Annotated in this window: 21 protein-coding genes, 1 tRNA gene and 1 pseudogene; 12 read left to right on the top strand and 11 right to left on the bottom strand. The window is 69.7% G+C overall.

Going from position 1 to position 20,671, the window contains the following annotated elements; all coding sequences use genetic code 11:
- Positions 1-140: 140 nt before the first annotated feature.
- The gene (locus tag ACZ6S4_RS40480; RefSeq protein ID WP_465479981.1) at positions 141-947 is read right to left on the bottom strand and encodes a hypothetical protein; all 807 of its coding nucleotides are present in this window, start codon (positions 945-947) and stop codon (positions 141-143) included.
- Between the two features lie 221 nt (positions 948-1,168).
- Between ACZ6S4_RS40480 and ACZ6S4_RS40475 the strand changes: the two genes are divergently transcribed.
- Complete coding sequence (locus ACZ6S4_RS40475; protein WP_212987807.1) at positions 1,169-2,434, top strand: aspartate kinase; 1,266 nt, start codon at positions 1,169-1,171, stop codon at positions 2,432-2,434.
- A 7-nt stretch (positions 2,435-2,441) separates the two neighbouring features.
- Positions 2,442-3,506, top strand: a complete 1,065-nt coding sequence (locus tag ACZ6S4_RS40470) for an aspartate-semialdehyde dehydrogenase (protein ID WP_465479980.1) — start codon at positions 2,442-2,444, stop codon at positions 3,504-3,506.
- Between the two features lie 48 nt (positions 3,507-3,554).
- Here ACZ6S4_RS40470 and ACZ6S4_RS40465 read toward each other — a convergent pair whose 3' ends face one another.
- Both ACZ6S4_RS40465 and ACZ6S4_RS40460 read right to left on the bottom strand, forming a co-directional pair.
- On the bottom strand, positions 3,555-4,274 hold the full coding sequence (locus ACZ6S4_RS40465; RefSeq protein WP_465479979.1) for a DUF4352 domain-containing protein: 720 nt from the start codon (positions 4,272-4,274) through the stop codon (positions 3,555-3,557).
- A gap of 244 nt (positions 4,275-4,518) precedes the next feature.
- Positions 4,519-5,805, bottom strand: coding sequence for a methyl-accepting chemotaxis protein (locus tag ACZ6S4_RS40460; protein WP_465479978.1), 1,287 nt, complete (start codon positions 5,803-5,805; stop codon positions 4,519-4,521).
- A gap of 203 nt (positions 5,806-6,008) precedes the next feature.
- Here ACZ6S4_RS40460 and ACZ6S4_RS40455 point away from each other — a divergent pair, with 203 nt between their 5' ends.
- Complete coding sequence (locus tag ACZ6S4_RS40455; RefSeq protein WP_465479977.1) at positions 6,009-7,103, top strand: glycoside hydrolase family 19 protein; 1,095 nt, start codon at positions 6,009-6,011, stop codon at positions 7,101-7,103.
- A 66-nt stretch (positions 7,104-7,169) separates the two neighbouring features.
- Here the strand turns inward: ACZ6S4_RS40455 and ACZ6S4_RS40450 are convergent, their stop codons facing one another.
- Positions 7,170-7,466, bottom strand: coding sequence for a hypothetical protein (locus ACZ6S4_RS40450; protein WP_360546193.1), 297 nt, complete (start codon positions 7,464-7,466; stop codon positions 7,170-7,172).
- A gap of 167 nt (positions 7,467-7,633) precedes the next feature.
- Between ACZ6S4_RS40450 and pyrE the strand changes: the two genes are divergently transcribed.
- On the top strand, positions 7,634-8,149 hold the full coding sequence (gene pyrE, locus ACZ6S4_RS40445) for an orotate phosphoribosyltransferase (protein ID WP_360818734.1): 516 nt from the start codon (positions 7,634-7,636) through the stop codon (positions 8,147-8,149).
- On the opposite strand, the gene cutA is transcribed toward pyrE, so the two are convergent.
- Positions 8,127-8,459: a divalent-cation tolerance protein CutA gene (gene cutA, locus ACZ6S4_RS40440; protein WP_360546189.1), complete on the bottom strand. Its 333-nt coding sequence runs from the start codon at positions 8,457-8,459 to the stop codon at positions 8,127-8,129. The two genes, pyrE and cutA, sit on opposite strands and share 23 nt — an antisense overlap.
- Before the next feature lie 34 nt (positions 8,460-8,493).
- Here cutA and ACZ6S4_RS40435 point away from each other — a divergent pair, with 34 nt between their 5' ends.
- The gene (locus tag ACZ6S4_RS40435) at positions 8,494-9,768 is read left to right on the top strand and encodes an outer membrane protein assembly factor BamB family protein (RefSeq protein ID WP_465479976.1); all 1,275 of its coding nucleotides are present in this window, start codon (positions 8,494-8,496) and stop codon (positions 9,766-9,768) included.
- Here ACZ6S4_RS40435 and ACZ6S4_RS40430 read toward each other — a convergent pair.
- Positions 9,752-10,102 (bottom strand): DoxX family protein, encoded by a 351-nt coding sequence (locus ACZ6S4_RS40430; RefSeq protein WP_465479975.1) that lies wholly within the window; start codon positions 10,100-10,102, stop codon positions 9,752-9,754. The genes ACZ6S4_RS40435 and ACZ6S4_RS40430 overlap by 17 nt on opposite strands.
- Before the next feature lie 133 nt (positions 10,103-10,235).
- Here ACZ6S4_RS40430 and ACZ6S4_RS40425 point away from each other — a divergent pair, with 133 nt between their 5' ends.
- The 5 genes from ACZ6S4_RS40425 to ACZ6S4_RS40405 all read left to right on the top strand — a co-directional run bounded on the left by ACZ6S4_RS40425 (position 10,236) and on the right by ACZ6S4_RS40405 (position 13,845).
- On the top strand, positions 10,236-11,795 hold the full coding sequence (locus ACZ6S4_RS40425; RefSeq protein ID WP_465479974.1) for an alpha/beta hydrolase: 1,560 nt from the start codon (positions 10,236-10,238) through the stop codon (positions 11,793-11,795).
- 119 nt (positions 11,796-11,914) lie between these two features.
- A complete protein-coding gene (locus ACZ6S4_RS40420) occupies positions 11,915-12,199 on the top strand; it encodes a hypothetical protein (RefSeq protein ID WP_465479973.1) in 285 nt (94 codons plus the stop codon).
- A gap of 30 nt (positions 12,200-12,229) precedes the next feature.
- Positions 12,230-12,709 carry a DUF4304 domain-containing protein gene (locus ACZ6S4_RS40415; RefSeq protein WP_465479972.1) on the top strand — a complete coding sequence of 160 codons (480 nt, stop codon included), beginning with the start codon at positions 12,230-12,232 and terminating at the stop codon, positions 12,707-12,709.
- A gap of 101 nt (positions 12,710-12,810) precedes the next feature.
- Positions 12,811-13,281: a hypothetical protein gene (locus ACZ6S4_RS40410; protein ID WP_465479971.1), complete on the top strand. Its 471-nt coding sequence runs from the start codon at positions 12,811-12,813 to the stop codon at positions 13,279-13,281.
- A 231-nt stretch (positions 13,282-13,512) separates the two neighbouring features.
- Positions 13,513-13,845 carry a hypothetical protein gene (locus ACZ6S4_RS40405; RefSeq protein WP_465479970.1) on the top strand — a complete coding sequence of 111 codons (333 nt, stop codon included), beginning with the start codon at positions 13,513-13,515 and terminating at the stop codon, positions 13,843-13,845.
- 63 nt (positions 13,846-13,908) lie between these two features.
- On the opposite strand, the gene ACZ6S4_RS40400 is transcribed toward ACZ6S4_RS40405, so the two are convergent.
- A tRNA-Pro gene (locus ACZ6S4_RS40400) sits at positions 13,909-13,985 on the bottom strand.
- 72 nt (positions 13,986-14,057) lie between these two features.
- Positions 14,058-14,951, bottom strand: coding sequence for a metallophosphoesterase (locus ACZ6S4_RS40395; protein WP_465479969.1), 894 nt, complete (start codon positions 14,949-14,951; stop codon positions 14,058-14,060).
- Positions 14,952-14,976: 25 nt separating this feature from the next.
- Between ACZ6S4_RS40395 and ACZ6S4_RS40390 the strand changes: the two genes are divergently transcribed.
- Positions 14,977-15,429, top strand: a complete 453-nt coding sequence (locus ACZ6S4_RS40390) for a GatB/YqeY domain-containing protein (RefSeq protein WP_360546177.1) — start codon at positions 14,977-14,979, stop codon at positions 15,427-15,429.
- 240 nt (positions 15,430-15,669) lie between these two features.
- On the opposite strand, the gene ACZ6S4_RS40385 is transcribed toward ACZ6S4_RS40390, so the two are convergent.
- Positions 15,670-18,063: a transglycosylase domain-containing protein gene (locus tag ACZ6S4_RS40385; protein ID WP_465480037.1), complete on the bottom strand. Its 2,394-nt coding sequence runs from the start codon at positions 18,061-18,063 to the stop codon at positions 15,670-15,672.
- Between the two features lie 313 nt (positions 18,064-18,376).
- On the opposite strand from ACZ6S4_RS40385, the gene ACZ6S4_RS40380 reads away from it, so the two are divergent.
- Positions 18,377-18,679 carry a WhiB family transcriptional regulator gene (locus ACZ6S4_RS40380; RefSeq protein ID WP_041832981.1) on the top strand — a complete coding sequence of 101 codons (303 nt, stop codon included), beginning with the start codon at positions 18,377-18,379 and terminating at the stop codon, positions 18,677-18,679.
- Positions 18,680-18,683: 4 nt separating this feature from the next.
- On the opposite strand, the gene bagB is transcribed toward ACZ6S4_RS40380, so the two are convergent.
- Both bagB and ACZ6S4_RS40370 read right to left on the bottom strand, forming a co-directional pair.
- Complete coding sequence (gene bagB / locus ACZ6S4_RS40375) at positions 18,684-19,844, bottom strand: ArsA family ATPase (protein WP_360819641.1); 1,161 nt, start codon at positions 19,842-19,844, stop codon at positions 18,684-18,686.
- 94 nt (positions 19,845-19,938) lie between these two features.
- Positions 19,939-20,580 (bottom strand): annotated as a pseudogene (locus ACZ6S4_RS40370) (ArsA family ATPase); the annotation flags it as partial.
- Positions 20,581-20,671: the final 91 nt, after the last annotated feature.

Genomic DNA, 20,671 nt, shown 5'->3' with positions numbered 1-20,671 from the left:
GTGCCGGCCTGGGATGGGGCCTCGTCGCGGCAGCGAAGGAGAAGCGCCTGCCACATGTCGAACGTCACCCTACGTGATCATTGTGAACCTGCCCAACCCTACGCCCGGATCGTGGGAAGCAGGAGGTCAGGCGGACGGCTTCACGCGGACGGTACCGGCTGCGACGGCACCACCGGCTGCTCGACCACCGGCGGGGGCGGCGGGGCATCCTGGCCCATCGGCTCGCCACCGGTCACCGGGCCGGGCAGGTCGATGGTCGGCGGGGCCGCGGCCGGCGCACCCGCGATGGTGAGCGTGCCGAACTTGACCCGGGCCGCGGTGAGCAGGCCGTCGTCGGCGTAGCAGTAGATGCCGACGTCGACCGGCGCGGACAGCGAGGCGGAGATCGTGTCGACGGAGAAGCACCGCCCGGTGGAGCCCTGGAGCGGCTGGGCGGCGGTCACCGACAGGGCCGACTGGCGATCGGTGAAGACCGGCAGCCACTGCCGGAAGACCCGCTGCACCTTCGGGTCGTACTCGCGGGGGACCTTCTTGCCGGCGTCGGCCACCCGTACGCAGGACGGGCTGACCGGGTTGGTCGCCGAGGGGATGGCGCACTCGAACAACCCGGCCGGGAGCTGGGCGATCGACACGTCAGCCGTACCGCCGAGGGCGCCGGACGGGATGTCCACCCGCCACGATCCGTCGACCGCGACCGTCGCCAGGACCGCGCGCGGGGCGAAGCCCGGCGTCTCCAGGGTGTACATCGCGGAGAAGCGGTGGTCCTCGGCCAGCGCGGCCCGCGCGGCCAGCGCGACCCGGGCGTCCTGGTCGGGGGCCGGCGCGGACGCCGACGGGGACGGGGTGGGCTCCTGCGCGGGCGCCGAGTCACCGCAGGCGGAGACGCCGAGGGTGAGCAGGGCGGCGGCCAGCGCGGGCAACACACGCTTGGCGGGGCGGGAGCGCATCGAGACATTCTCGCCTCTCGTCGCCCGGACCGGTCGTTGCGGGCACCGGAACCTTTTCCCGGCGTGTCGTATGTCGCAACGGCCGGAATCTGGGATCGCGTGTCAGCGATCGGGACGCCCGCCGCTAGTCTGGGTGGCGATTGACCGACTGGCGCCGCCCGGCCGCTGATCTCCTGGCCAGGCGGCGTCGGCACGTGTGGGGTGGAAAGGAGCCGGCTGCCGTGGCCCTCGTGGTGCAGAAGTACGGCGGTTCGTCCGTCGCTGATGCCGAGCGCATCAAGCGCGTGGCGGAGCGCATCGTGGCCGCTCGCAAGGCCGGCGACGACGTGGTGGTCGTGGTGTCCGCGATGGGCGACACCACCGACAACCTGCTGGACCTGGCCAACCAGGTCAGCCCGCTGCCCCCCGGCCGTGAGCTGGACATGCTGCTCACCGCCGGCGAGCGCATCTCGATGGCGCTGCTGGCCATGGCCATTCACAACCTGGGGTACGAGGCCCGGTCCTACACCGGCTCGCAGGCCGGCGTGCTGACCACCTCGGTGCACGGCAAGGCCCGGATCATCGACGTGACCCCGGGCCGGCTGCGCACCGCGCTGGACGAGGGCGCGATCGCGATCGTGGCCGGCTTCCAGGGCGTCTCGCAGGACACCAAGGACATCACCACCCTGGGCCGCGGCGGCTCCGACACGACCGCGGTCGCGCTGGCCGCCGCGCTGCACGCCGACGTGTGCGAGATCTACACCGACGTCGACGGGGTCTTCACCGCCGACCCGCGGATCGTCCCGAACGCCCGGCACATCAAGCAGATCACCTACGAGGAGATGCTCGAGCTCGCCGCGGGTGGGGCGAAGGTGCTGATGTTGAGATGTGTCGAGTACGCACGGCGGTTCAAGGTGCCGATCCACGTACGCTCTTCGTACTCGAACAAGCAGGGCACGCTGGTCACCGGATCGATGGAGGACGCGGGAGTGGAACAAGCGCTGATCACCGGGGTCGCCCACGACCGCAGCGAGGCGAAGATCACGATCGTCGGCGTGCCCGACGAGCCCGGCGCCGCGGGCCGCATCTTCGAGACGGTCGCCCAGGCCGAGATCAACATCGACATGATCGTGCAGAACGTGTCGACCGAGGGCACCGGCCGCACCGACATCTCCTTCACGCTGCCCAAGGCCGACGGCCCCACCGCGATGGCCGCCCTGGACAAGATCAAGGAGCAGACCCGCTTCAAGTCGCTGCTCTTCGACGACCACGTGGGCAAGGTGTCGCTGATCGGCGCCGGCATGCGGTCGCACCCGGGCGTCGCCGCGTCGTTCTTCGCCTGCATCGGTGAGGCCGGGGTCAACATCGAGATGATCTCGACCTCGGAGATCCGCGTCTCGGTCGTCTGCCGCGACAGCGACCTCGACACGGCGGTACGCGCAGTGCACGACACGTTCGAGCTCGGTGGCAACGAGACCGCTGTGGTCTACGCCGGGACCGGCCGGTAGCCGGCGGATGCCGCAGCAGCAGCCCACGCTGGCTGTCGTCGGAGCCACCGGCTCCGTCGGCACGGTCATGCGTGAGCTGCTGACCTCCCGCCGCAACGTCTGGGGCGAGATCCGGCTGATCGCGTCCGCCCGCTCGGCCGGCCAGGAGCTGTCCTGCCGCGGCGAGCAGCTGGTCGTCCAGGAGCTGACCCCCGAGGTCTTCGACGGCGTCGACGTGGCGATGTTCGACGTGCCCGACGCCGTGTCGATCCAGTGGGCCCCGATCGCGGTGGAGCGCGGCGTCACGGTCGTCGACAACTCGTCGGCGTTCCGGATGGAGGCCGACGTCCCGCTGGTCGTGCCGGAGGTCAACAAAGAGGAGCTGCGGCGCCGCCCACGCGGCATCGTCGCCAACGCCAACTGCACCACGATGGCGATGATCATGGCCATCGCCCCGCTGCACCGCGAGTACGGCCTGCGCGAGCTGGTCCTGGCGAGTTACCAGGCGGTCTCCGGAGCCGGTCAGGTCGGGGTGGACACCCTGCACGACCAGCTGATGAAGGTGGCCGGCGACCGGACGCTGGGCTCCCGCCCGGGCAACGTCCGCCAGGCGGTCGGCGACGACCTCGGCCCGTTCACCGCGCCGATGGCCCTGAACGTGGTCCCGTGGTCGGGCGAGCTGGCCACGGACGGCTGGTCGTCGGAGGAGCTCAAGCTCCGCAACGAAAGCCGCAAGATCCTCAACCTGCCGGCCCTGAAGGTCTCCGCGACCTGCGTCCGGGTCCCGGTGGTGACTGGCCACTCGATCGCGGTGCACGCGGTCTTCGGCTCGGAACTGGACGCGGAGGGGGCCCGCCAGGTGCTGCGCAACGCCCCCGGCGTGATCCTGGTCGACGACCCGGAAGCGGGCGAATACCCGATGCCGATCGACGCGGTCGGCACGGACCCGTCCTGGGTCGGCCGCATCCGCCGCGCGATGGACGACCCCCGGGCGCTGGACCTGTTCATCACGGGCGACAACATGCGCAAGGGCGCGGCGCTGAACACAGTGCAGATCGCCGAGCTGCTCGCGGCCGAGATCGCCAAGGGCTGAGCCCCAGGGTGGGAGCCCTTGCCGGGATCCCACCCTGCGACTACCGGTTCACGAGAGACTGACTTCGACCCCGCCCGAGAACGGGCTGTCATGCAGCTCCATCTTGGTGAGCTTGACGGACTTGGGCACGTCGTAGATGAGGCGGCCTTTGGCACTGTTCCCGGGGTTGATCTCGTTCAGGAACGTGGCGTTGTCCTGGTTGGCGTACATCTCGGCCGCGCCGTCGTTGGAGAACTCGGTGCCCTGCGCGTCCATCGCCTTCTGGGACGAACCATGGAACAGCTGAGCTTCCTTGCCGATGTTCTTCACGGTCACGCTGACCATGCAGAACTTGCCCTGCGCCTTCTTGTTCAGGTATTCGTTGCCGACCTTCGTCTTGGCACAGTCGACCTTGGTGACGACGAACTCGAACTTTCCATCACGCACCGGATCGCCGAGGCCGGGCGCGGACTTCGTGGCCTGTGTCTTCTTGGCCGGTGCCGCTGTCTTCTCGGCGGGCGCCGCCTTCGCCGCGGTGGTGGTCTCCTGCGCGGCGGGTGCGGCGGCCTCCTCAGCGACTGCCTTCGTCTCGTCCCCTCCACCGGCGACGGCGGCGATGACTCCGCCGGCGCAGCAGAGACCGAACAAGCCGGCGACGATGCCGAGAATGAGCTTCGCGTTGCCCTTCTTCGGCGCCGGTGGCTGTCCGGCCGGGGGATATCCCGGCGGTGGCGGGCCGTAGCCGGGTGCCACTGGCGGCTGGTACGGCTGCTGGGGGTCGTACGACATGGAGTAGCTCCAGGCGGACCGGGTGAGGACTGGTGCGCGGCCGGGCCCCAGTCCAAGAAACCCGGCCGCGCAATCACCCTGGGTGCTCAACACGCCGACGCAACGCAGGCGCGTCGGAGACTCCGCCTGGTGACGACCCGATCGAGCCGAACGGCATCGACCGGCCGACAAAGGTTGCCGGGACGAGCCGGTCAGCGGAACTGGATCGGGCCGTCACGAGGAGCGTTTGTGTCCCGTCGGCGGGTCAGCGGACGCTGACGGCCGATGCCGAGCGGGCCACCTCGTCCGCCGCGTCGATGACCAGGCCGCGGGTCTGGCCGGCCAGAGTCACCTGCTCGCCCATGACCGAGGACGCCAGCCGCTGGGCGTCGGCCACCGAGCTGAGCCGGCTGGTCATGCCCGACACCGCCGCGCCGACCGCGGCCGCGCCGGTGGTCACTTCGTTGACCGTGGATTCGATCCGGGCCGTTGCTTCCGCGGTCTGGCCCGCCAGCTGCTTGACCTCGCTGGCCACGACCGCGAAGCCCTTGCCCACCTCGCCGGCGCGGGCGGCTTCGATCGTCGCGTTCAGGGCGAGCAGGTTGGTCTGGTCGGCGACCGCCTGGATCAGGCCGGCGATCGTGGCGATGTCGGCCACGGAGGTGCGCAGCTCCTCGAGTGACTTCAGGGCCACGTCGGCGTCCGTCAGGGTGGTGCCGACCTGGTCGCTGGCGTGCTCGACGGTGCGGGCCACGTCCGACAGGGCGGATTCGAAGCCGCTCAGGGCCTCGTCGGCGTCGGTGCGCAGGCGGGCTCCGGTCTCGCTGGTGTGCTGGAGGACGTTCTCCAACCGGACGGCCATCTGCTCGGCCCGGTCCAGCTGGGACGCGGCCTCGGCGCGGGCCGCTTCCTCGCGGCGGGCGGCCTCGTCGGCGGCGGCGCGGAGGCGGCTCGCGTTCTCCTCGGCCTGCGCGGCCTGCCGGCGCTCGTTCTCGCGGCGGGCCGCGGCGTCGAAGTGCCAGTACGTGATCTGGGCGGCGGCCATCGCCAGCACGAAGAAGGTGTGCAGCAACGCGCGGCCCAGCACGCCGTTGGTGCTGTGGTCGGTGTGGGCGAAGACCAGCTCCGGCGCGATCAGGCCGATGCCGAAGTGGTGCGCGGCGACCAGGGACACGGCCAGGGCGAAGGCGATCCACTCCTGGTACAGGCCGATGAGGGCGATCACCACGAAGAAGTGGAAGTGCAGGTCGATCATGCCGCCGCCGGCGTGCACCAGGGCGTCCGCGGCCAGCAGGAAGCCGACGCTGGTGGCGATGGCCCGGCCGCGCTGGGTCGCCGCGGTGCCGGAGACGACGCCGCACACCAGCACCGCGCCGAGTACGCAGAGCAGCAGAGTGGCGTGGTGTCCCGGGCTGAGCTCGCCGCTGAAGAAGCCGAGCGTCAGGATCACCGGCACGTGCGTCCACAGCAGCAGCCGTAGCACGCGGTGCCGGGCGGCGAATGCCTCCTCCGACAGGGTGACGTCGAGTACGAGGCGGCTGAGCAGGGTCATCGGTGCACCTTTCACATGGCGGGGTCCTGGATCAGGATGTGCCGCCCGCGGTGCCGTCGCCGGTGTCCGGCAGTAGCTCCCCGGTTGCCGCCCGAATTAATCCTTGAAGTTTCTTTACAAATACCTCCGCATCTAGTTGAGTCGATGTAACTCCCCGCTTTTCTCGCGCCAGTGCGCGTCCCCCGACGCACGGAAGGTGAGCCATGTCCAAAAAACGGCTCCTATCGATCGTGGCCACGCTCAGCGTTGCCCTGGCCGGCGCCGCCGCGGCTGTGCTGCCCATGACGGCATCGAACGCGGCCGAGGCCTGCGTCGCCGCCTACAACAGTTCGACGGTCTACACCGGAAGCCAGCGGGCCTCGTACAACGGCCGTAACTGGACCGCCAAGTGGTGGACCCAGGGCGAGGCGCCGAGCACCGGCGGCTCGGGCGTCTGGGCCGACAACGGCGCCTGCGGCGGCGGCACCACGCCCCCGCCCGGCAATACCACCTGCAACTACCCGAACTGGGCCGCGGGCACGTTCTACCCGGCCGGCTCGATCGTGCGGTACACGAACGGCGGCTACTACCGGGCCAAGAACGAGAACCCGGGTTACGACCCGGTCATCAGCACCTGGTACTGGGAGCCGTACAACTGCAGCGGCGGCGGCACGACCACTCCGCCGCCCGTCGGATCCGGGGACTTCCCGGTCAGCGAGGCGCAGTTCAACCAGATGTTCCCGAACCGGATCGGGTTCTACTCGTACGCCGGCCTGATCGACGCGGTCAAGAAGTACCCCGCGTTCACCAAAACCGGTAGCGACACGGTGAAGAAGCAGGAGGCCGCGGCCTTCCTGGCCAACGTCAACCACGAGTCCGGTGGCCTGGTCTACGTCGAGGAGATCAACCAGGCGAACTGGCCGCTCTACTGCGACCGGTCCCAGTCGTACGGCTGCCCGGCCGGGCAGAACGCGTACCACGGGCGCGGCCCGATCCAGCTGAGCTGGAACTTCAACTACAAGGCGGCCGGCGACGCGCTCGGCATCGACCTGCTCAACAACCCGGACCGGGTCAAGAACGAGGCGTCGGTGGCCTATCAGACCGCCGTCTGGTACTGGATGACCCAGCGCGGGCCGGGCTCGATGACTCCGCACGACGCCATGGTCAACAGCCGCGGTTTCGGTGAGACGATCCGCAGCATCAACGGCTCGCTGGAGTGCAACGGCGGCAATCCCGCCCAGGTGCAGAGCCGGATCGACGCCTACAACCGGTTCACGAGCATTCTCGGCGTGAGCCCGGGCGGCAACCTGTCCTGCTGATCTTTGTTCGCCGGGTGCACGGGGGTACGGTCGCTGCGGCCGTACCCCCGCTGCCGTTTGTCCTGCTCAGAGCGCGAGTTGCGGCCGGGCCGGGACCCCGACGACGGCCGGGCTGACCGACCGGGCGGGCAGTTGCTGGGGCACGGTGCTGGGCACGAGCATCGATTCGAGCGCGGGCGCGATCGACCGGCGCTCGTTGATCTGGATCAGCCGCGCGGCCCGGGCCAGCGAGCCGGTCTCGCCGTCCCGGAAGCCCTCGCGATAGCCCTTTTCATAGCGTTCGCCGCGACCGAGAGCACGACCGATGGCGAAACAGGACGAACCGGCGAGGGCTAAGAGGAAGAGCAGCGCGAAGGGTGTCACGACAAGCCTTTCAGCGAAATTGACGGCCTATAGCCCGCAAAATAGCCGAAACGGGACACCATTAATGCGCGCCCGCAGATCAACTACGCGTACGGGTGACTTTTGTTTGGGCGGCGCCGCCGGGCCCCCGGCGGCACCGTCGGCAGACCGCCTGACAGGCTGTTCCGGTGACTGACTCTGACCTTGCGCGGCAGGTCCGCGACGTGAGCCGGCTGACCGGCGAGTTCGTGCTCCGCTCCGGCCGCACCGCCACGGAATACTTCGACAAGTACCAGTTCGAGGCCGACCCGGTGCTGCTGGACCAGCTCGCCGAGCAGATGGCGGTGCTGATCCCCGAGGGCACCGAGGTGCTGGCCGGGCTCGAGATGGGCGGCATCGCGGTGGTGACGGCCCTGGGCCGGCACGCGAAGCTGCCCTGCGCCTTCGTCCGCAAAGAGGCCAAGAAGTACGGCACCGCCCGCCTGGCCGAGGGCGCCGAGGTGGCCGGCCGCCGGGTGCTGGTGGTCGAGGATGTCGTCACCTCCGGCGGCCAGGTGGTGATCTCCACGGGCGAGCTGCGCAAGCTCGGCGCCCACGTCGACCACGCGCTGTGCGTGATCGACCGCCAGGAGGGCGGCGCCGAGTCGCTGGCCCAGGAGGGCATCAAGCTGCGGGCGCTGCTCACCCGGGCTGATCTGTCATAGCCAGGACCCACTCCAGGTAGGCGGGATTACCCCCGGTCACCGGCAGGGCGAGCACGCACGGTACGTCGTAAGCATGCTCGGCGTCGGCCCGGGCGACGATCCGCTCCACCAGTGAGGCCCGCGTGTGCAAGGCGACGCGGGCCTCCGGATCGTCGTGCACTGCACCCTCCCAGCGGTAGATGGAGCGGATCGCGGTGGTCTGGTGCCCGCAGGCGGCGAGCCGGTCCTCGACGAGGCGCCGGGTGAAACCGGCCAGCCACTCGCCGTCGGCCGCGGTGACCACAACCTCACAGATCTGTTCGTCGGTCATGGCCAGGATTCTGCCGCGGTGCGATGCTCGACTGGTGGTGATCGATCTCGGTGACGCTTCCGCCGTACCGGAGACACCACCGCCTCCCGGCACCATCCGCAGGCGGCCGACGGCCCTGGGTCTGGTCGTGCTGGCCTCGCTGGCGCTGGCGGGGTCCGTGCCGGCCGAGCCACCACGCCTGCGCCCGATCCTGGTCACCGACGACCTGGCCGGAGCCTTCACGCTCGCGCCGTCGGCCCTGTTCACGTCGAGCTTCGTCGGCCGGCAGGCCCTGGTACGCCGGCACTCGCTGGCCGACCGGTCGGTCCAGTGGACCACCGCCCTGCCGCAGTCCGTGGGCGACCTCGAACTCACCGACGCCGGCGTCCTGGCCGTCATCTCGCCCGAGTACGCCCAGGTGTCGTTCCTGGACAGCGACACGGGCACCCTCCTGTGGCGCCGAACATCCGGCGCCACCACGGTGCTGCGGGTGCTCGGCGACAGCGTTCTGCTGACCTCGACCCGCGCCGCCATCGAATACGCCGTCCTGGAGCGGACCAGCCTGCGTACCGGGGAACCGCTGTGGTCCCGCCGCCTGGACGCCGCCGGCTACCTCGACGTCGACGACGCCGGCGGGATCATCACCGTGGACCGGCAGGGCCACGCCGCCGTGCTGGACGCCGCCGACGGCGCGGTGCGGGCGACCGCGGACCTGGGCTTCGAATGGGATCCGGAACGGTACGTCGGTGACGGCGGCACCGTGCGCTTCGAGACGAACGGCGACCGGCTGTACCTGACCCGCCGGGAGCGTGGCGTCGGCTCGGTGACGGCGTACCGGCTGACCGACCTGCGGCTGTTGTGGCGCAGCCCGGCGAGGGTGTTCGGCCAGCCGACGGGCTGTGGCGCGTACCTGTGCCTGTCGACGGTCTCGGGCATGACGGTGCTGGACGCCGGCACCGGTGCAGCGCGCTGGACCAGCACCCGCTGGCGGTCGGGTCTCGACTCCGTCGCGCTGGGGATTCCTGGGCCACCCCGGCTGCTGGTCACCGACGTCGGGGACACCCCGCGGCGCGCCCTGCTCGATCCGGCCACCGGTCAGGTGCGGTTGATGCTGGGCCTGAGTGAGCAGGTGGGTGCTCTGCTGCTGCGGCTGGACACGGCGGAGCCCGGGCGCACCTGGATCCAGCAGGTCGGAACCGTCGGCGAACTGCGGACGATCGGGCGCCTCGACGGCATGTCCCTGGAACGGTGCCTGGCCGTCGCCGCCTACCTGGCCTGCGCGAACCGCAACGGGCGGGCCAACGTCTGGCAGCTCACGAGTGGTAGCTGAGGTTCAGCACGAAGGCGGCCACCGAGGTGGTGAGGAAGACAGCGGGGCCCACGAGCTGGCGGGAGCCCACCCGCAGATGCGCGACGAACGCACCGACGAAGTAGAGGATGAGGCCGGCGGCGGCGAGGATGCCGAGCAGCGGTACGGCGAACCCGGCCAGCAGCCCGAGTGAACCGGCCGCCAGGCACGAACCGAGCCAGGGCAGCCACGACCGCGGCACCCGCTTCATGTCGGCCTGAGCCCGGGGAAAGTCGTGGCCGATCAGATAGAAGACGGCGGCGGTGCCGGTGAAGACGGCGCCGATGACGGTGACCGTGACGTAAGCAGCGAACATGAACGTCCCTCCTGGACCTGTTGGGAGAAGGACGAGCCGGCGCGGCGAAACGTGACGCCTTCCAGCTGGCTGTACCTGCGGTGGGCAGCCAGATGGATCGATGCCCGTACCCGTCTTTCCTAGGGTTTCGGACATGAGTTCACACACCTCGTCCCTCCGCCGCCTGGCCCTGGTCGCCGCCGCGGCAGCAGTCGCGGTCACCTCGTTCGCACCGGCCGGAGCCGCGACGCCCACCGCCCGCCCGGCCGGATCCGAGGTCAAGTGGGGCTCCTGCCCGACCGGCGCACCGGCTCCCCAGCAGTGCGCGACGCTGCAGGTGCCGCTCGACTACCGTCACCCGCGGGGGCGCACCATCGCGATCGAGATCTCCCGGATCCCGGCGGCCGACCCGGCGAAACGCAAGGGCGTCCTGATGACCAACGGCGGTGGCCCCAGCGCCAGCCTCGACGTGCCCACCGCGCTGGGCGGGCTGCTGCCGGCCGAGGTCCGCGCGAGCTACGACCTCGTGGCCTTCGACCCCCGAGGCATCGGCTACAGCACCCCGATCAGCTGCGGCCGAGGCGCCGACGAACTGGTCCGCGACCTCCAGTACGGCATCCTGTCCTTCCCGTCCGCCGACGGCTCGATCGGCGCGAACGTGGCCTACGCCAAGCGGATGGCCGAGCAGTGCGCCGCCCACTCCGGCCCGATGCTGCAACACCTGACCACGGCGAACGTCGCCCGGGACATGGACCAGATCCGCCGGGCCCTCGGCGAGCGCACGGTCTCCTACTACGGCATCTCCTGGGGCACCTACGTCGGCTCCACCTACCGGGCGCAGTTCCCGCAGACGATCGACCGGATGGTCATCGACAGCTCGGTGGACCCGAACGAGCGTGGTTACGCCGACTTCCAGGCCTTCAGCGGGGCGATGGAGGACCGGTGGCCGGATCTGGCCGCGTTCGGTGTCGCCAACGCTGACACCGTGCACCTGGGCAGCACCGCGCGGCAGGTCCGGAAGAACTACCTGGCGCTGACGGCTGCCCTCGATCGCAAGCCGGTCAAGCTGGCGGAGACGAAGGCGCCGATCAACGGGAACTTCGTCCGGATGTTCACGTGGCAGTTGTCGTACAGCGACGCGAGTTTGATGGGTGCCTCGGCGCCGATGGCCCAGCTGTGGCGGGCCGCCGGGAATGTGGCGGCGGGGCGGGCCACTGACGACGACCGCGCGTTCCTGGCGGGGCTGGCCAATGGGCTGGTTGCGCACGGGACGCTGGCTGATGTGCCGCAGGACAATCTGTTTTCGGCTGGGTGGGCGTACAGCTGCGGGGACAAGGCTTGGCCGCGGGATGTCCGGACGTACGCGCGGAATGTGGCGGCTGACCGGGCGGCGCATCCGTTGATGGGTGGGGCTCCGGCGAATGTTGCGCCTTGCTCGGCTTGGGCGGTGCGGCCGGCGGGGCCGGAGCCGGTGGTGAAGGAGACGGGAAAGCGGAACGTGCTGATTCTGCAGAACGAGCGGGATCCTTCTACGCCGCTGCGGACGGCGCAGGGGATGCGGCGGGCTATGGGAGCGGATTCGGTGCTGGTGACTGTTGATGCTGGTGGGCATGGGGTGGTGGTTCACCCTCGGCCTAGTGCTTGTGCGATGGGGGCGCTTGAGGCGTACCTGACGACGGGTGAGCTTCCGGCTCAGGACCTCGCCTGTAAGTGAGCTGCTGTCAGGGCCGGTCTTCCCCGCTTTCCCGGGGCAGACCGGCCCCGGCTTGGGTTAACTTGACCCCTGTGACCGAGGAGGCGAGGCCGTCAGCGGGGCTTCCCCTCCGGTGGCTGATGATCCTTCTCGGGGCCGCACCGAATCTGGTCGTGCTCGGGTACTGGTGGTGGCCGCACACCGTCTGGTTCACCTGGACGGAAGGCTCCGAGGCGGCGGGGATTCCTTACGCCCGCTTCAGCCGGGCTGAGCTGGTCATCATCCCGGCCACGCTTTCGGTGGCTCTGGGTGCGGCGCTGGTTCGGCGTACTCGCCCGCTGGCGCTGTGGCTGCTGATCGGCGGTCTCTCCGGGGCCACCTGCGTGCTTCTAGCTCTGGCCCGATCCGCGCTCACGTGGGCTTAGCCCGGCCATCGGAGGACCGGTGAGATCTTCGTGACCTTGCAAGATGATCTGACGGCGGAGCTGGGTGTCCGGCTCAAGCCGATGGGCTACCGCAAACGGCGGTACAACTGGTACCGCCTCGGCTCGAGCCTGTATTCGGTGGTCAACGTCCAGAAGTCGGACTGGGGTGACCGCTGGTATCTCAATATCGGCTTCGCCGGCGCTGACCAGGTGCCTTCCGGATGGCGGCCCTGCCACCAGTGCGGCGTGGGGATCCGTGCGGAGAGCATCAAGCCCATTCCGGTCGAGAGTCTTCATCTGCTGGAGGGCGAGTTGCGGCAAAGCCTCGGGGCGGACGCATGGCGAGAGGCGGTGGCGGGGCAGATCGTAGCGCCGTTGGCCGAAATCTTGGAGCAGGCTCACAACGTCGACGGCCTGAAGCAAGTACTCCGGCAACACGTGAACAGTCAGGTGGCGCTGAATCTGGACGGACAGCGGCTCCTGGCTGAGAAACTCGCGGACACAGAATGAGGCCCTGGGCTGTTGCGTACGCTCATGGCCGCGTGTAGGTCGAGAGTGACGAGGTAGTCGGCGTGGGGCGTTGGTCGCGGTGGCGCACAACCAGTGTTGTCGTGGCCTTGGTCGCAGGAGCCGGCCTTGCCGGAGGATGCTCCCCGGGCGCTTTCGCCGACGAATGTGCCGGCGACGGTGAGCCCGCCTCCGGCGCGGCAGGCCGGCCGAGCCGCATCGCCATCAACCACGACGACTTCGATGCGCGGTACGTCGGGCGCCTCGCGGACGGCCGTCAGTTCTTCTTGACCACGCCTTTCTTGCCGGACGAGGACAGCACCGACAGCAATCCCACCAACCGCGATTTCGTGGCCCAATACCTGTTCGATCAGGACGGGCGATTCCTGGAAGCAAAAATCGACGAACTGGCTGGTGCCGAGGTGGATCGGGTGTACCGAACCCGCCTCGACGAGCTCGGCAAGGTCTCATTCGGCCGGATCGAGGTCGAGCCCCCTTCGCCGTCACGCGGTTCGGTGCGGAATTCGGGCTCATCGCTCAGGCGCCGGAAGGCCCTGACGACATCTGGTGGGTGACGGCTGAGCCGGGCAACTACATGGCGTTCGCGGCGCCGTGGGATTGCGGCATCTACGACACCTGAGCTGCCTCGGACTTCCGTAGGCTGTCTGCGTGGTCAAGTCGGCGTGCCCGGTCTGCGCAACCTCCGACGTGCGCCAGGACCGCGGCGGTCATCGATGGGCGTTGGCCACTGGCTCAACGCAGCCTCGGATGACATTTCGTTGCGGGAGCCCCGTACCCTCGCCGCCATGAGCCCGGCGCCGAATGGTCTGCGACTGATGATCGTCCCCGTCGGCGTCAACGTCCTGCTGGGCGTTCCGGCCGTCGTCGTGATCTTTCTTGCCTGGTACGCGCTGTCCAATGGGCCGCTGGCGTCCCTCGGCTGGACGGTGGGCGAACCGACTGAGAACGACGGCATGCTCGTCTGGTATCTCATCGCCGCCGTCGGCGTGCTGGGGTTCGGTTCGCTCTGGGGCTTGGTCAACGTGTGGCTCCGCCGCAGGACGCCGGTTCCGGGGTCCTGGTACTGGACCGCCTGCCTGGTTGCGCCCCTTGTTCCGAGCGGCCTCATGCTGGTCTGACGCGCCCAACCCGGGATATGGCGAAGGCCCCTCCGTGGAGGGGCCTTGACCTGCACTTTCTCGTGGTCGGGGTGGCCGGATTTGAACCGACGGCCTCTTCGTCCCGAACGAAGCGCGCTACCAAGCTGCGCCACACCCCGAGCGTGCTCAGCAATACTAGCCGACGCTTCGGCCGTCGCGAAATCGGTATCCCTGGTCCGTAAAACCGCAGGTCAGCGCGGGATCAGCGTCAGAATCGTGGCCTCCGGGCGGCACGCGAAACGGATCGGTGCCGTCGGGTGGGTGCCCAGGCCGGCCGACACGTGCAGCCAGGCGTCTGAGCCCGGCCAGCGGTGCAGGCCCTTGGCCATCGCGGTCGGGAGGTCGCAGTTCGTGGTCAGGGCGCCGTAGCCGGGGACGCAGACCTGGCCGCCGTGGGTGTGGCCGGCCAGCAGCAGGTTGAAGCCGTCTGCGGCCATCGGGTCCAGGACGCGGGAGGCCGGGGTGTGGGTCACGCCGATGTGCAGGTCCGCGCCGGTTGAGGCCGGGCCGGACACGGACGGGTAGTCGTCGCGGTCCACGTGGGGGTCGTCGACACCGACGAGTTCCACCGAGCGGCCGCCGGCTTTGATCACGGTTCGGGCGTTGTTCAGGTCGGTCCAGCCTGCGTCGGTGAAGGCCGCTCGCAGGTCTTCCGCCGGCAGTTCCACGCCCTGCACGTATTCGCGTTCCGGCAGCAGGTACTGCAGCGGGTTCTTCCACAGCGGGCCGCGGTAGTCGTTCGAGCCGAAGACGAAGGCGCCGGGCAGGTGCAGCAGCGGGTCCAGCGCGCGCAGGACGCCGGGGATCGCCTCCGGGGAGGCCATGTTGTCCCCGGTGACCACCACCAGGTCCGGGTCCGTGCCGATCAGCGCGGCCACCCAGGCCTGCTTGCGGCGCTGGTCCGGCATCATGTGCAGGTCCGAGATGTGCAGGATGCGCATCGGCTCGGCGTCCGGTTCCAGCGCCGGGACGTCGATGCGGCGCAGGGTGAACAGGTTGCGTTCGATCAGCGAGGCGTAGGCGAGGGCGGCGCCACCGGCGGCGGTCACACCGGCGGCCAGAGAGATAAAGGGACGCTTGCGCATGGAGGCCAGAGTAGTTTGGGCGTCCATGGGAACGCTGAAAGACCGCCTGAACGATGACCTGCACTCCGCCATGAAGAGCCGGGACGAGCTGACCACCTCGACGCTGCGGATGGCGCTGACCGCTGTGCGCAACGCCGAGACGGCCGGGGACGCGGCCAAGGTGCTCAGTGACGACGAGGTGCTCGCCGTGCTGACCAAGGAGGCGAAGAAGCGCCGGGAGGCGGCGACTGCCTTCGCCGGGGCCGGCCGCACCGATCAGGCCGCGAAGGAGAACGCCGAGGGCGAGATCCTGGACCGCTACCTGCCCGCGCAGCTCACCGACGACGAGATCGCCGAGCTGGTCGCGGGGGCGCTCCAGGCCGGTGGCTTCACCGGCAAGGCCCAGATGGGCCCGGCCATGAAGGCGGCCCAGGCGGCGGTGGCCGGCCGGGCCGAGGGCGGCCGGGTGGCGGCAGCGGTACGCAAGCAGCTCGGCTGACGAAGCACCGCCAGGAGCGCAGCGGCCGGAGCCGGCCGAAGGCTGACGAAGCACCGCCAGGAGCGCAGCGGCCGGGGCCGGCCGAAGGCGGACGAAGCACCGCCAGGAGCGCAGCGGCCGGGGCCGGCCGAAGGCTGACGAAGCACCGCCGGATGCGGCGGCCGGGCCGCCCGAAGGGCTCGTGCAACACCCCTGATACGCAGCGGGCGGGTCACCCGAAGGTGGCCCGCCCGTCCTCGTTCAGCGTCGTCCTGGTGGCCTCGGCTTCTCGGGGCCCTCCGGCTTGTCGTCGCCCTTGCCCTTGCTGATCTCGATGCTGACGTAGCCGTTCTTGATGGTCCGGTTGGGCGGATTGGTGCCCGCCGCCGTGCCCTTCGGGCAGTCCGACTCGACCTCCTGGCCCACCGAGGCGGTGAAGCCGGCACTCTCCACGCGGGCTATCGCGCCGGCGATGGTCGCGCATTCCACGCCTGGGATCGAGCGCTGCTCGCCGATCGAGATCTTCGAACTGCCCGGCTTCTTGAACTGGACCTTGGGTTTGCCCCGCATGTAGTCGGCCATCGTGTTCCAGACCGCGGGGTTCACGATGCCGTGCGACATCCGGTCCTTGTGGTTCTGGTAGTCGGGGTTGACCAGGTAGCCGGCCACCGTCAGCGAGCTGCTGCCGATGATCAGCGCGGCGGTCTTGTCGTTGTCGGTGGTGCCGGACTTGCCGAAGATCGGGTGCCCGATGATGCCGCGGGCGGCGCCGGCCGTACGGCTGCCGCCGCAGCTGCCGAGCTGGGCGTTGTCACCCACCGGGCAGCGGGCCGCGTCCAGCGCCGCGCGGGCCACGTCGGGGGACGTGGCGCGGGTGCAGTGCGGCTTGCCGATGTCGATCTTCTCGTTGGTCCGCGAGATGATCTGCTGCACCGGGGTCGGGTCGCAGTACATGCCGTCGCCGGCCAGCGTGGCGTACGCGTTTGCCATCTCCAGCGGGGTGGAGGACGAGACGCCGAGGGTGAAGGCGCCCCACTGGTGGGCGGCGTCCCGGCTCGACGCGAGGTCGATGTCCGTCTTCGTGCGGAACTTCACGCCGAAGCGCTGGGCGACGTCGACCACCTTCTCCGCGCCGACCCGTTCCTGCAGCGGTACGAAGAACGTGTTGATGGAGCGGCTGAAGCCCGTCCACATGTTCGTGACGCCGCCGGCCTTGCCGCCCGAGTTGCTCGGGCAGTAGTAGATGCCGTTGCACGTCGACCGCCCCGGGGCGATCCGGTACTTCGTGATGGCCTTGGCCGGGGCGTTGATCGAGTAGGCCAGCGGATAGCCGTTCTCCAGCGCGGCCACCAGGGTGAACATCTTGAACACCGAGCCGGCCTGGTAGCCGGTGATGTCGCCGCCGCCGGTGAGCAGCGGGTTGGTGGTGTTCGGGTACGTACCGCGGATCTTCTTGCGGGCCTTGGCCGGGTCCGAGGAGATCTTGTTCTTCGGGTCGGCGGGATCGTCCAGCTTGAACTTGCGGTTCGCCGCCAGCGCCCGGACCTTGCCGGTGCCGGGCTGGATGGCCGCCAGCAGCAGCGCGTTCTGGTTGTTCTGCGAGATGTGCTCGCCGATGTTGTCCCGGGCGGCCTGCTGCGCCTTGATGTCCATCGACGTCTGGATGCGGTAGCCGCCGCTCTTCAGGCGCCGCTCCCGGTCGTACGTGGTCGCGCCGAAGGCGTCCTGGCTCAGCCACCAGCGGTAGAAGTAGTCGCAGAAGAAGCCCCAGTGGTTCTTGGCCACCGAGACGCAGCCGTTGCCGGGGCGCTTCACCGTGCGGCTGATCTTCGTGTCCGTGGCCTTCTTGGCGTCCGCCGCCGTCACGAAGCCGAGGTCCTGCATCTGCTTGACGACGTAGTTGCGACGGTCCAGCGCCTGCGGGTAGCCGCTGGCGGTGGTCGGGTTGAACGCGGTCGGGGCCTTCACCATGCTGGCCAGCAGGGCGGACTCGGCGACCGTGAGGTCCTTGGGCTTCTTGCTGAAGTAGACCTGGCTGGCGGCGAAGATGCCGTACGAGCCGTTGCCGAAGGGCGCCTTGTTCAGGTAGCCCTCGAGGATCTTCTGCTTGGAGAGATCCTTCTCGATCTGCAGCGCGTACTTCATTTCGTTGATCTTGCGCTTGGGGGTGTCCTTGGTGGCGTCGACGACCTCTTGCGGGCTGGTCGCCGAGTAGGCCAGCGACATCCGGACGAACTGCATCGTCAGCGTCGAGGCGCCCTGCTGGGACTTGCCGCTCTTGTTGTTGACGAACGCCCGGGCGACACCCTTGATGTCGACGCCGTTGTGCTTGTAGAACTCGTGGTCCTCGGCGGCGATGATCGCGTTCTGCATGTTGATCGAGATGTCCGCCAGCCGGACCTCACTGCGGAACTCGTCGTAGAACGCCGAGATCAGCGTCTTGTTGTCCGATGCGAAGACCCGGCTGATCTGCGGGGCGCTCGCCTGCTTGAGCTCGCTCGGCAGGCTGGCGAACGTCTCTCCGCCGGCCTTGGCCGCGAGGCCGGACATGGCCACGGCGGGGAACGCCGCGGCGGCCACCACCACGCCTGCGAGCAGGCCGCAGATCAGCAGCGAGGTCGCGTTGGCGAAGATGTTGTGATCGCGTCTGCGCATCCAGGAGGTCACCTGAGCAGGGTACGCGAAAGATACCCGTGACCGCCCGTCGCGAAGGTTACGGTTTGCCCAGAATGATTCTGCCTCTTACCTCGGCCTGGTGTGGCGTTTTTCCAGAGTTTTCGCGAACTTCCCGTCGTTCGGTCAGCCCGAGATGCCCGGAACTACCGAGGTATACGTTTTTGAGGGACAACGTTGCGTAATCGCCCGACTACAGAGCATGATGATCCGGCGAGCTATCGCACGACGCCTGTGTGACTTGAGGGGACATGAGTCCGCCGGCGTCAGGGGAAGCAAGGGGGGACGTGAACAGATGGGGATGATCAGCGACTGGCCCAGTATGGCGGCATGTCAGAGTGGCGACCCTGACGCGCTGTTCGTGCAGGGCGCCGAGCAGAACGTGGCGAAGAGGATCTGCCGCAGCTGCCCGGTCCGCTACGAATGCCTGGCCGACGCTCTGGACAACCGGATCGAGTTCGGCGTCTGGGGAGGCATGACCGAGCGGGAGCGGCGCGCACTGCTGCGCCGGCACCCGCACGTGGCGAGCTGGCGGAAGATGTTCGAAGCCGCGCTGCGGGAGAAGGGCGCCGACAAGGTGCTCGTCTCCACCCGCTGATTCTTCAGGACCGGGACACCTGGTCCCGGGACAGGGCAGCACCGATTGTCCGGAGCCCGTCGACGTCGTGCACGTCGGCGGGCTGCGCTGTCACTGCGACGGCCGGGACGTCCGGGAAGGCCTCGGTGAACGTGGCCGCCACCCGTACCTCCCGGTCGATCTGCCGCAGCAGGGCCGCGTGGATGCGCAGCGCGTCCGCGGTCGCCTGCTGATCGCCCGCCGCGTCGAGCTCGGCGGCCGCCGCCTCGGCCTCGGCCGGGGTCACGGTCGGCAACGCGGTCTCATGGGTGCGGTTGAGCACCAGGCCGGCGAGCGGCATCCGCTCCGCGACCAGCCGCTCCGCGAAATACGCGGCCTCCCGGACCGCGTCCCGCTCCGGGGCGGCGACCAGCAGGAACGCGGTCTGCGGGTCCTGCAGGATCCGGTACGTCTCGTCAGCGCGCTGCCGGAAGCCACCGAACATCGAGTCCAGCGCGGCCACGAAGCCCGACAGGTCGGTCAGCAGCTGCGCGCCGAGGATCTTCTGCACCGCCCGCGAGAAGATCCCGAACGAGGCGGTGACCAGGCTGAACATGCTCCGGCCGCCGCGCGCCGGGGCCATCAGCAGGCGCAGCATCCGCCCGTCCAGGAAGCGGGACAGCCGGGCCGGGGCGTCCAGGAAGTCCAGGGCCGAGCGGGACGGCGGGGTGTCGACCACGATCAGGTCCCACTCGTCGCCCGCGCGCAGCTGGCCCAGCTTCTCCATCGCCATGTACTCCTGCGTGCCGGAGAAGGTGGAGCTCATGGCCTGGTAGAACGGGTTGGCGAAGATCTCCGCGGCCCGCTGCGGCGAGGTGTGCGCCTGCACGACCTCGTCGAACGTGCGCTTCATGTCGAGCATCATGGCGTGCAGCTCGCCGCCGGTGGCCTCGGTGTCGATGCCCTTGACCTGCCGCGGGGTGTTGTCCAGCTCGGTCAGGCCCATGGACTGGGCGAGCCGGCGGGCCGGGTCGATGGTGAGCACCACCGTGCGCCGGCCGTGCTGCTCCGCCGCGCGAAGGCCGAGCGCCGCCGCCGTGGTGGTCTTGCCCACGCCGCCGGCGCCGCAGCAGACCACGATTCTGGTGGCCGGATCGGCCAGCAGAGCGTCGACGTCCAGGCGAGGGGCGGTCTGATCAGCGGCCACGTTCCGAGCGTACTGACTCGTAGCCCCTCGCGCGGCGTGCAGCACTGCGGTGTGTGGCGGGTCAGACACTCCGGCGCCCGGGTGACCGGCCGGGTCAGGCGCTCAGCAGCAGGTCGGCCAGCTCGTGCAGCCCGTCGAGGTCCACCCCGCCGGCCAGCAGCGGCAGCTCCAGCATCGGGCGGCCCAGCTCGGACAGCTCCGAGCGCAGCGACTCCTCCAGCTCCCGGCGGGTCAGGTGGGCCCGGGCCTCGGCGTGCAGGCCGTTGACCGTCGCGGCGTCGGTGGGCAGGCCGGCGGCGGCCAGCCCACGCTTGAGCTCGGTCTTGGTGATCTTGCCGGTGGCCAGCAGCGGCGGCCGGCCGCCGTTGACGATGATCCGGCCGACCGGGATGCCCAGCGCGGACAGCTCGCCGATCGCGTCCAGGCTCTCCTGGACCGGCATCTCCTCCAGCAGCGTGACCACGTGCACGGCGGTCATCGGAGAGCGCAGCAGCGAGGCCACCCCGTCGCTCTGGGTCTTGATCGGACCCATCTTGGCCAGCTTGGCGGTCTCCGCGGTGACGTTGAGGAACCGTCCGATCCGGCCGGTCGGCGGCGCGTCCAGCACGACGGCGTCGTACACCCGGCGGCCGTCCGACGAGCGGGTCGTCGCCTCCTTCACCTTGCCGGTGAGCAGGACGTCGCGCAGGCCGGGGGCGATGGTGGTGGCGAAGTCGATCGCACCGATCTTGCGCAGCGGGGGGGGGGGGGGGGGGGGGGGGGGGGGGGGGGCGAGGGGGGGGGGGGGGGGGGGGGGGGGGGGGGGGGGGGGGGGGGGGGGGGGGGGG

Source organism: Actinoplanes sp. NPDC051405 (genome assembly GCF_055586185.1).
Note: the sequence above shows the minus strand (reverse complement) of the source record. Positions and strands in the feature narration are given on the sequence as shown.

What these genes read in the sequence shown, in the direction of transcription:
- ACZ6S4_RS40480 (WP_465479981.1), bottom strand. Translation starts at nt 947, where the DNA reads ATGCGCTCCCGCCCCGCCAAGCGTGTGTTGCCCGCGCTGGCCGCCGCC.
- ACZ6S4_RS40470 (WP_465479980.1), top strand. Translation starts at nt 2,442, where the DNA reads ATGCCGCAGCAGCAGCCCACGCTGGCTGTCGTCGGAGCCACCGGCTCC.
- ACZ6S4_RS40465 (WP_465479979.1), bottom strand. Translation starts at nt 4,274, where the DNA reads ATGTCGTACGACCCCCAGCAGCCGTACCAGCCGCCAGTGGCACCCGGC.
- ACZ6S4_RS40460 (WP_465479978.1), bottom strand. Translation starts at nt 5,805, where the DNA reads ATGACCCTGCTCAGCCGCCTCGTACTCGACGTCACCCTGTCGGAGGAG.
- ACZ6S4_RS40455 (WP_465479977.1), top strand. Translation starts at nt 6,009, where the DNA reads ATGTCCAAAAAACGGCTCCTATCGATCGTGGCCACGCTCAGCGTTGCC.
- cutA (WP_360546189.1), bottom strand. Translation starts at nt 8,459, where the DNA reads ATGACCGACGAACAGATCTGTGAGGTTGTGGTCACCGCGGCCGACGGC.
- ACZ6S4_RS40430 (WP_465479975.1), bottom strand. Translation starts at nt 10,102, where the DNA reads ATGTTCGCTGCTTACGTCACGGTCACCGTCATCGGCGCCGTCTTCACC.
- ACZ6S4_RS40425 (WP_465479974.1), top strand. Translation starts at nt 10,236, where the DNA reads ATGAGTTCACACACCTCGTCCCTCCGCCGCCTGGCCCTGGTCGCCGCC.
- ACZ6S4_RS40420 (WP_465479973.1), top strand. Translation starts at nt 11,915, where the DNA reads ATGATCCTTCTCGGGGCCGCACCGAATCTGGTCGTGCTCGGGTACTGG.
- ACZ6S4_RS40405 (WP_465479970.1), top strand. Translation starts at nt 13,513, where the DNA reads ATGAGCCCGGCGCCGAATGGTCTGCGACTGATGATCGTCCCCGTCGGC.
- ACZ6S4_RS40395 (WP_465479969.1), bottom strand. Translation starts at nt 14,951, where the DNA reads ATGCGCAAGCGTCCCTTTATCTCTCTGGCCGCCGGTGTGACCGCCGCC.
- ACZ6S4_RS40390 (WP_360546177.1), top strand. Translation starts at nt 14,977, where the DNA reads ATGGGAACGCTGAAAGACCGCCTGAACGATGACCTGCACTCCGCCATG.
- ACZ6S4_RS40385 (WP_465480037.1), bottom strand. Translation starts at nt 18,063, where the DNA reads ATGCGCAGACGCGATCACAACATCTTCGCCAACGCGACCTCGCTGCTG.
- ACZ6S4_RS40380 (WP_041832981.1), top strand. Translation starts at nt 18,377, where the DNA reads ATGGGGATGATCAGCGACTGGCCCAGTATGGCGGCATGTCAGAGTGGC.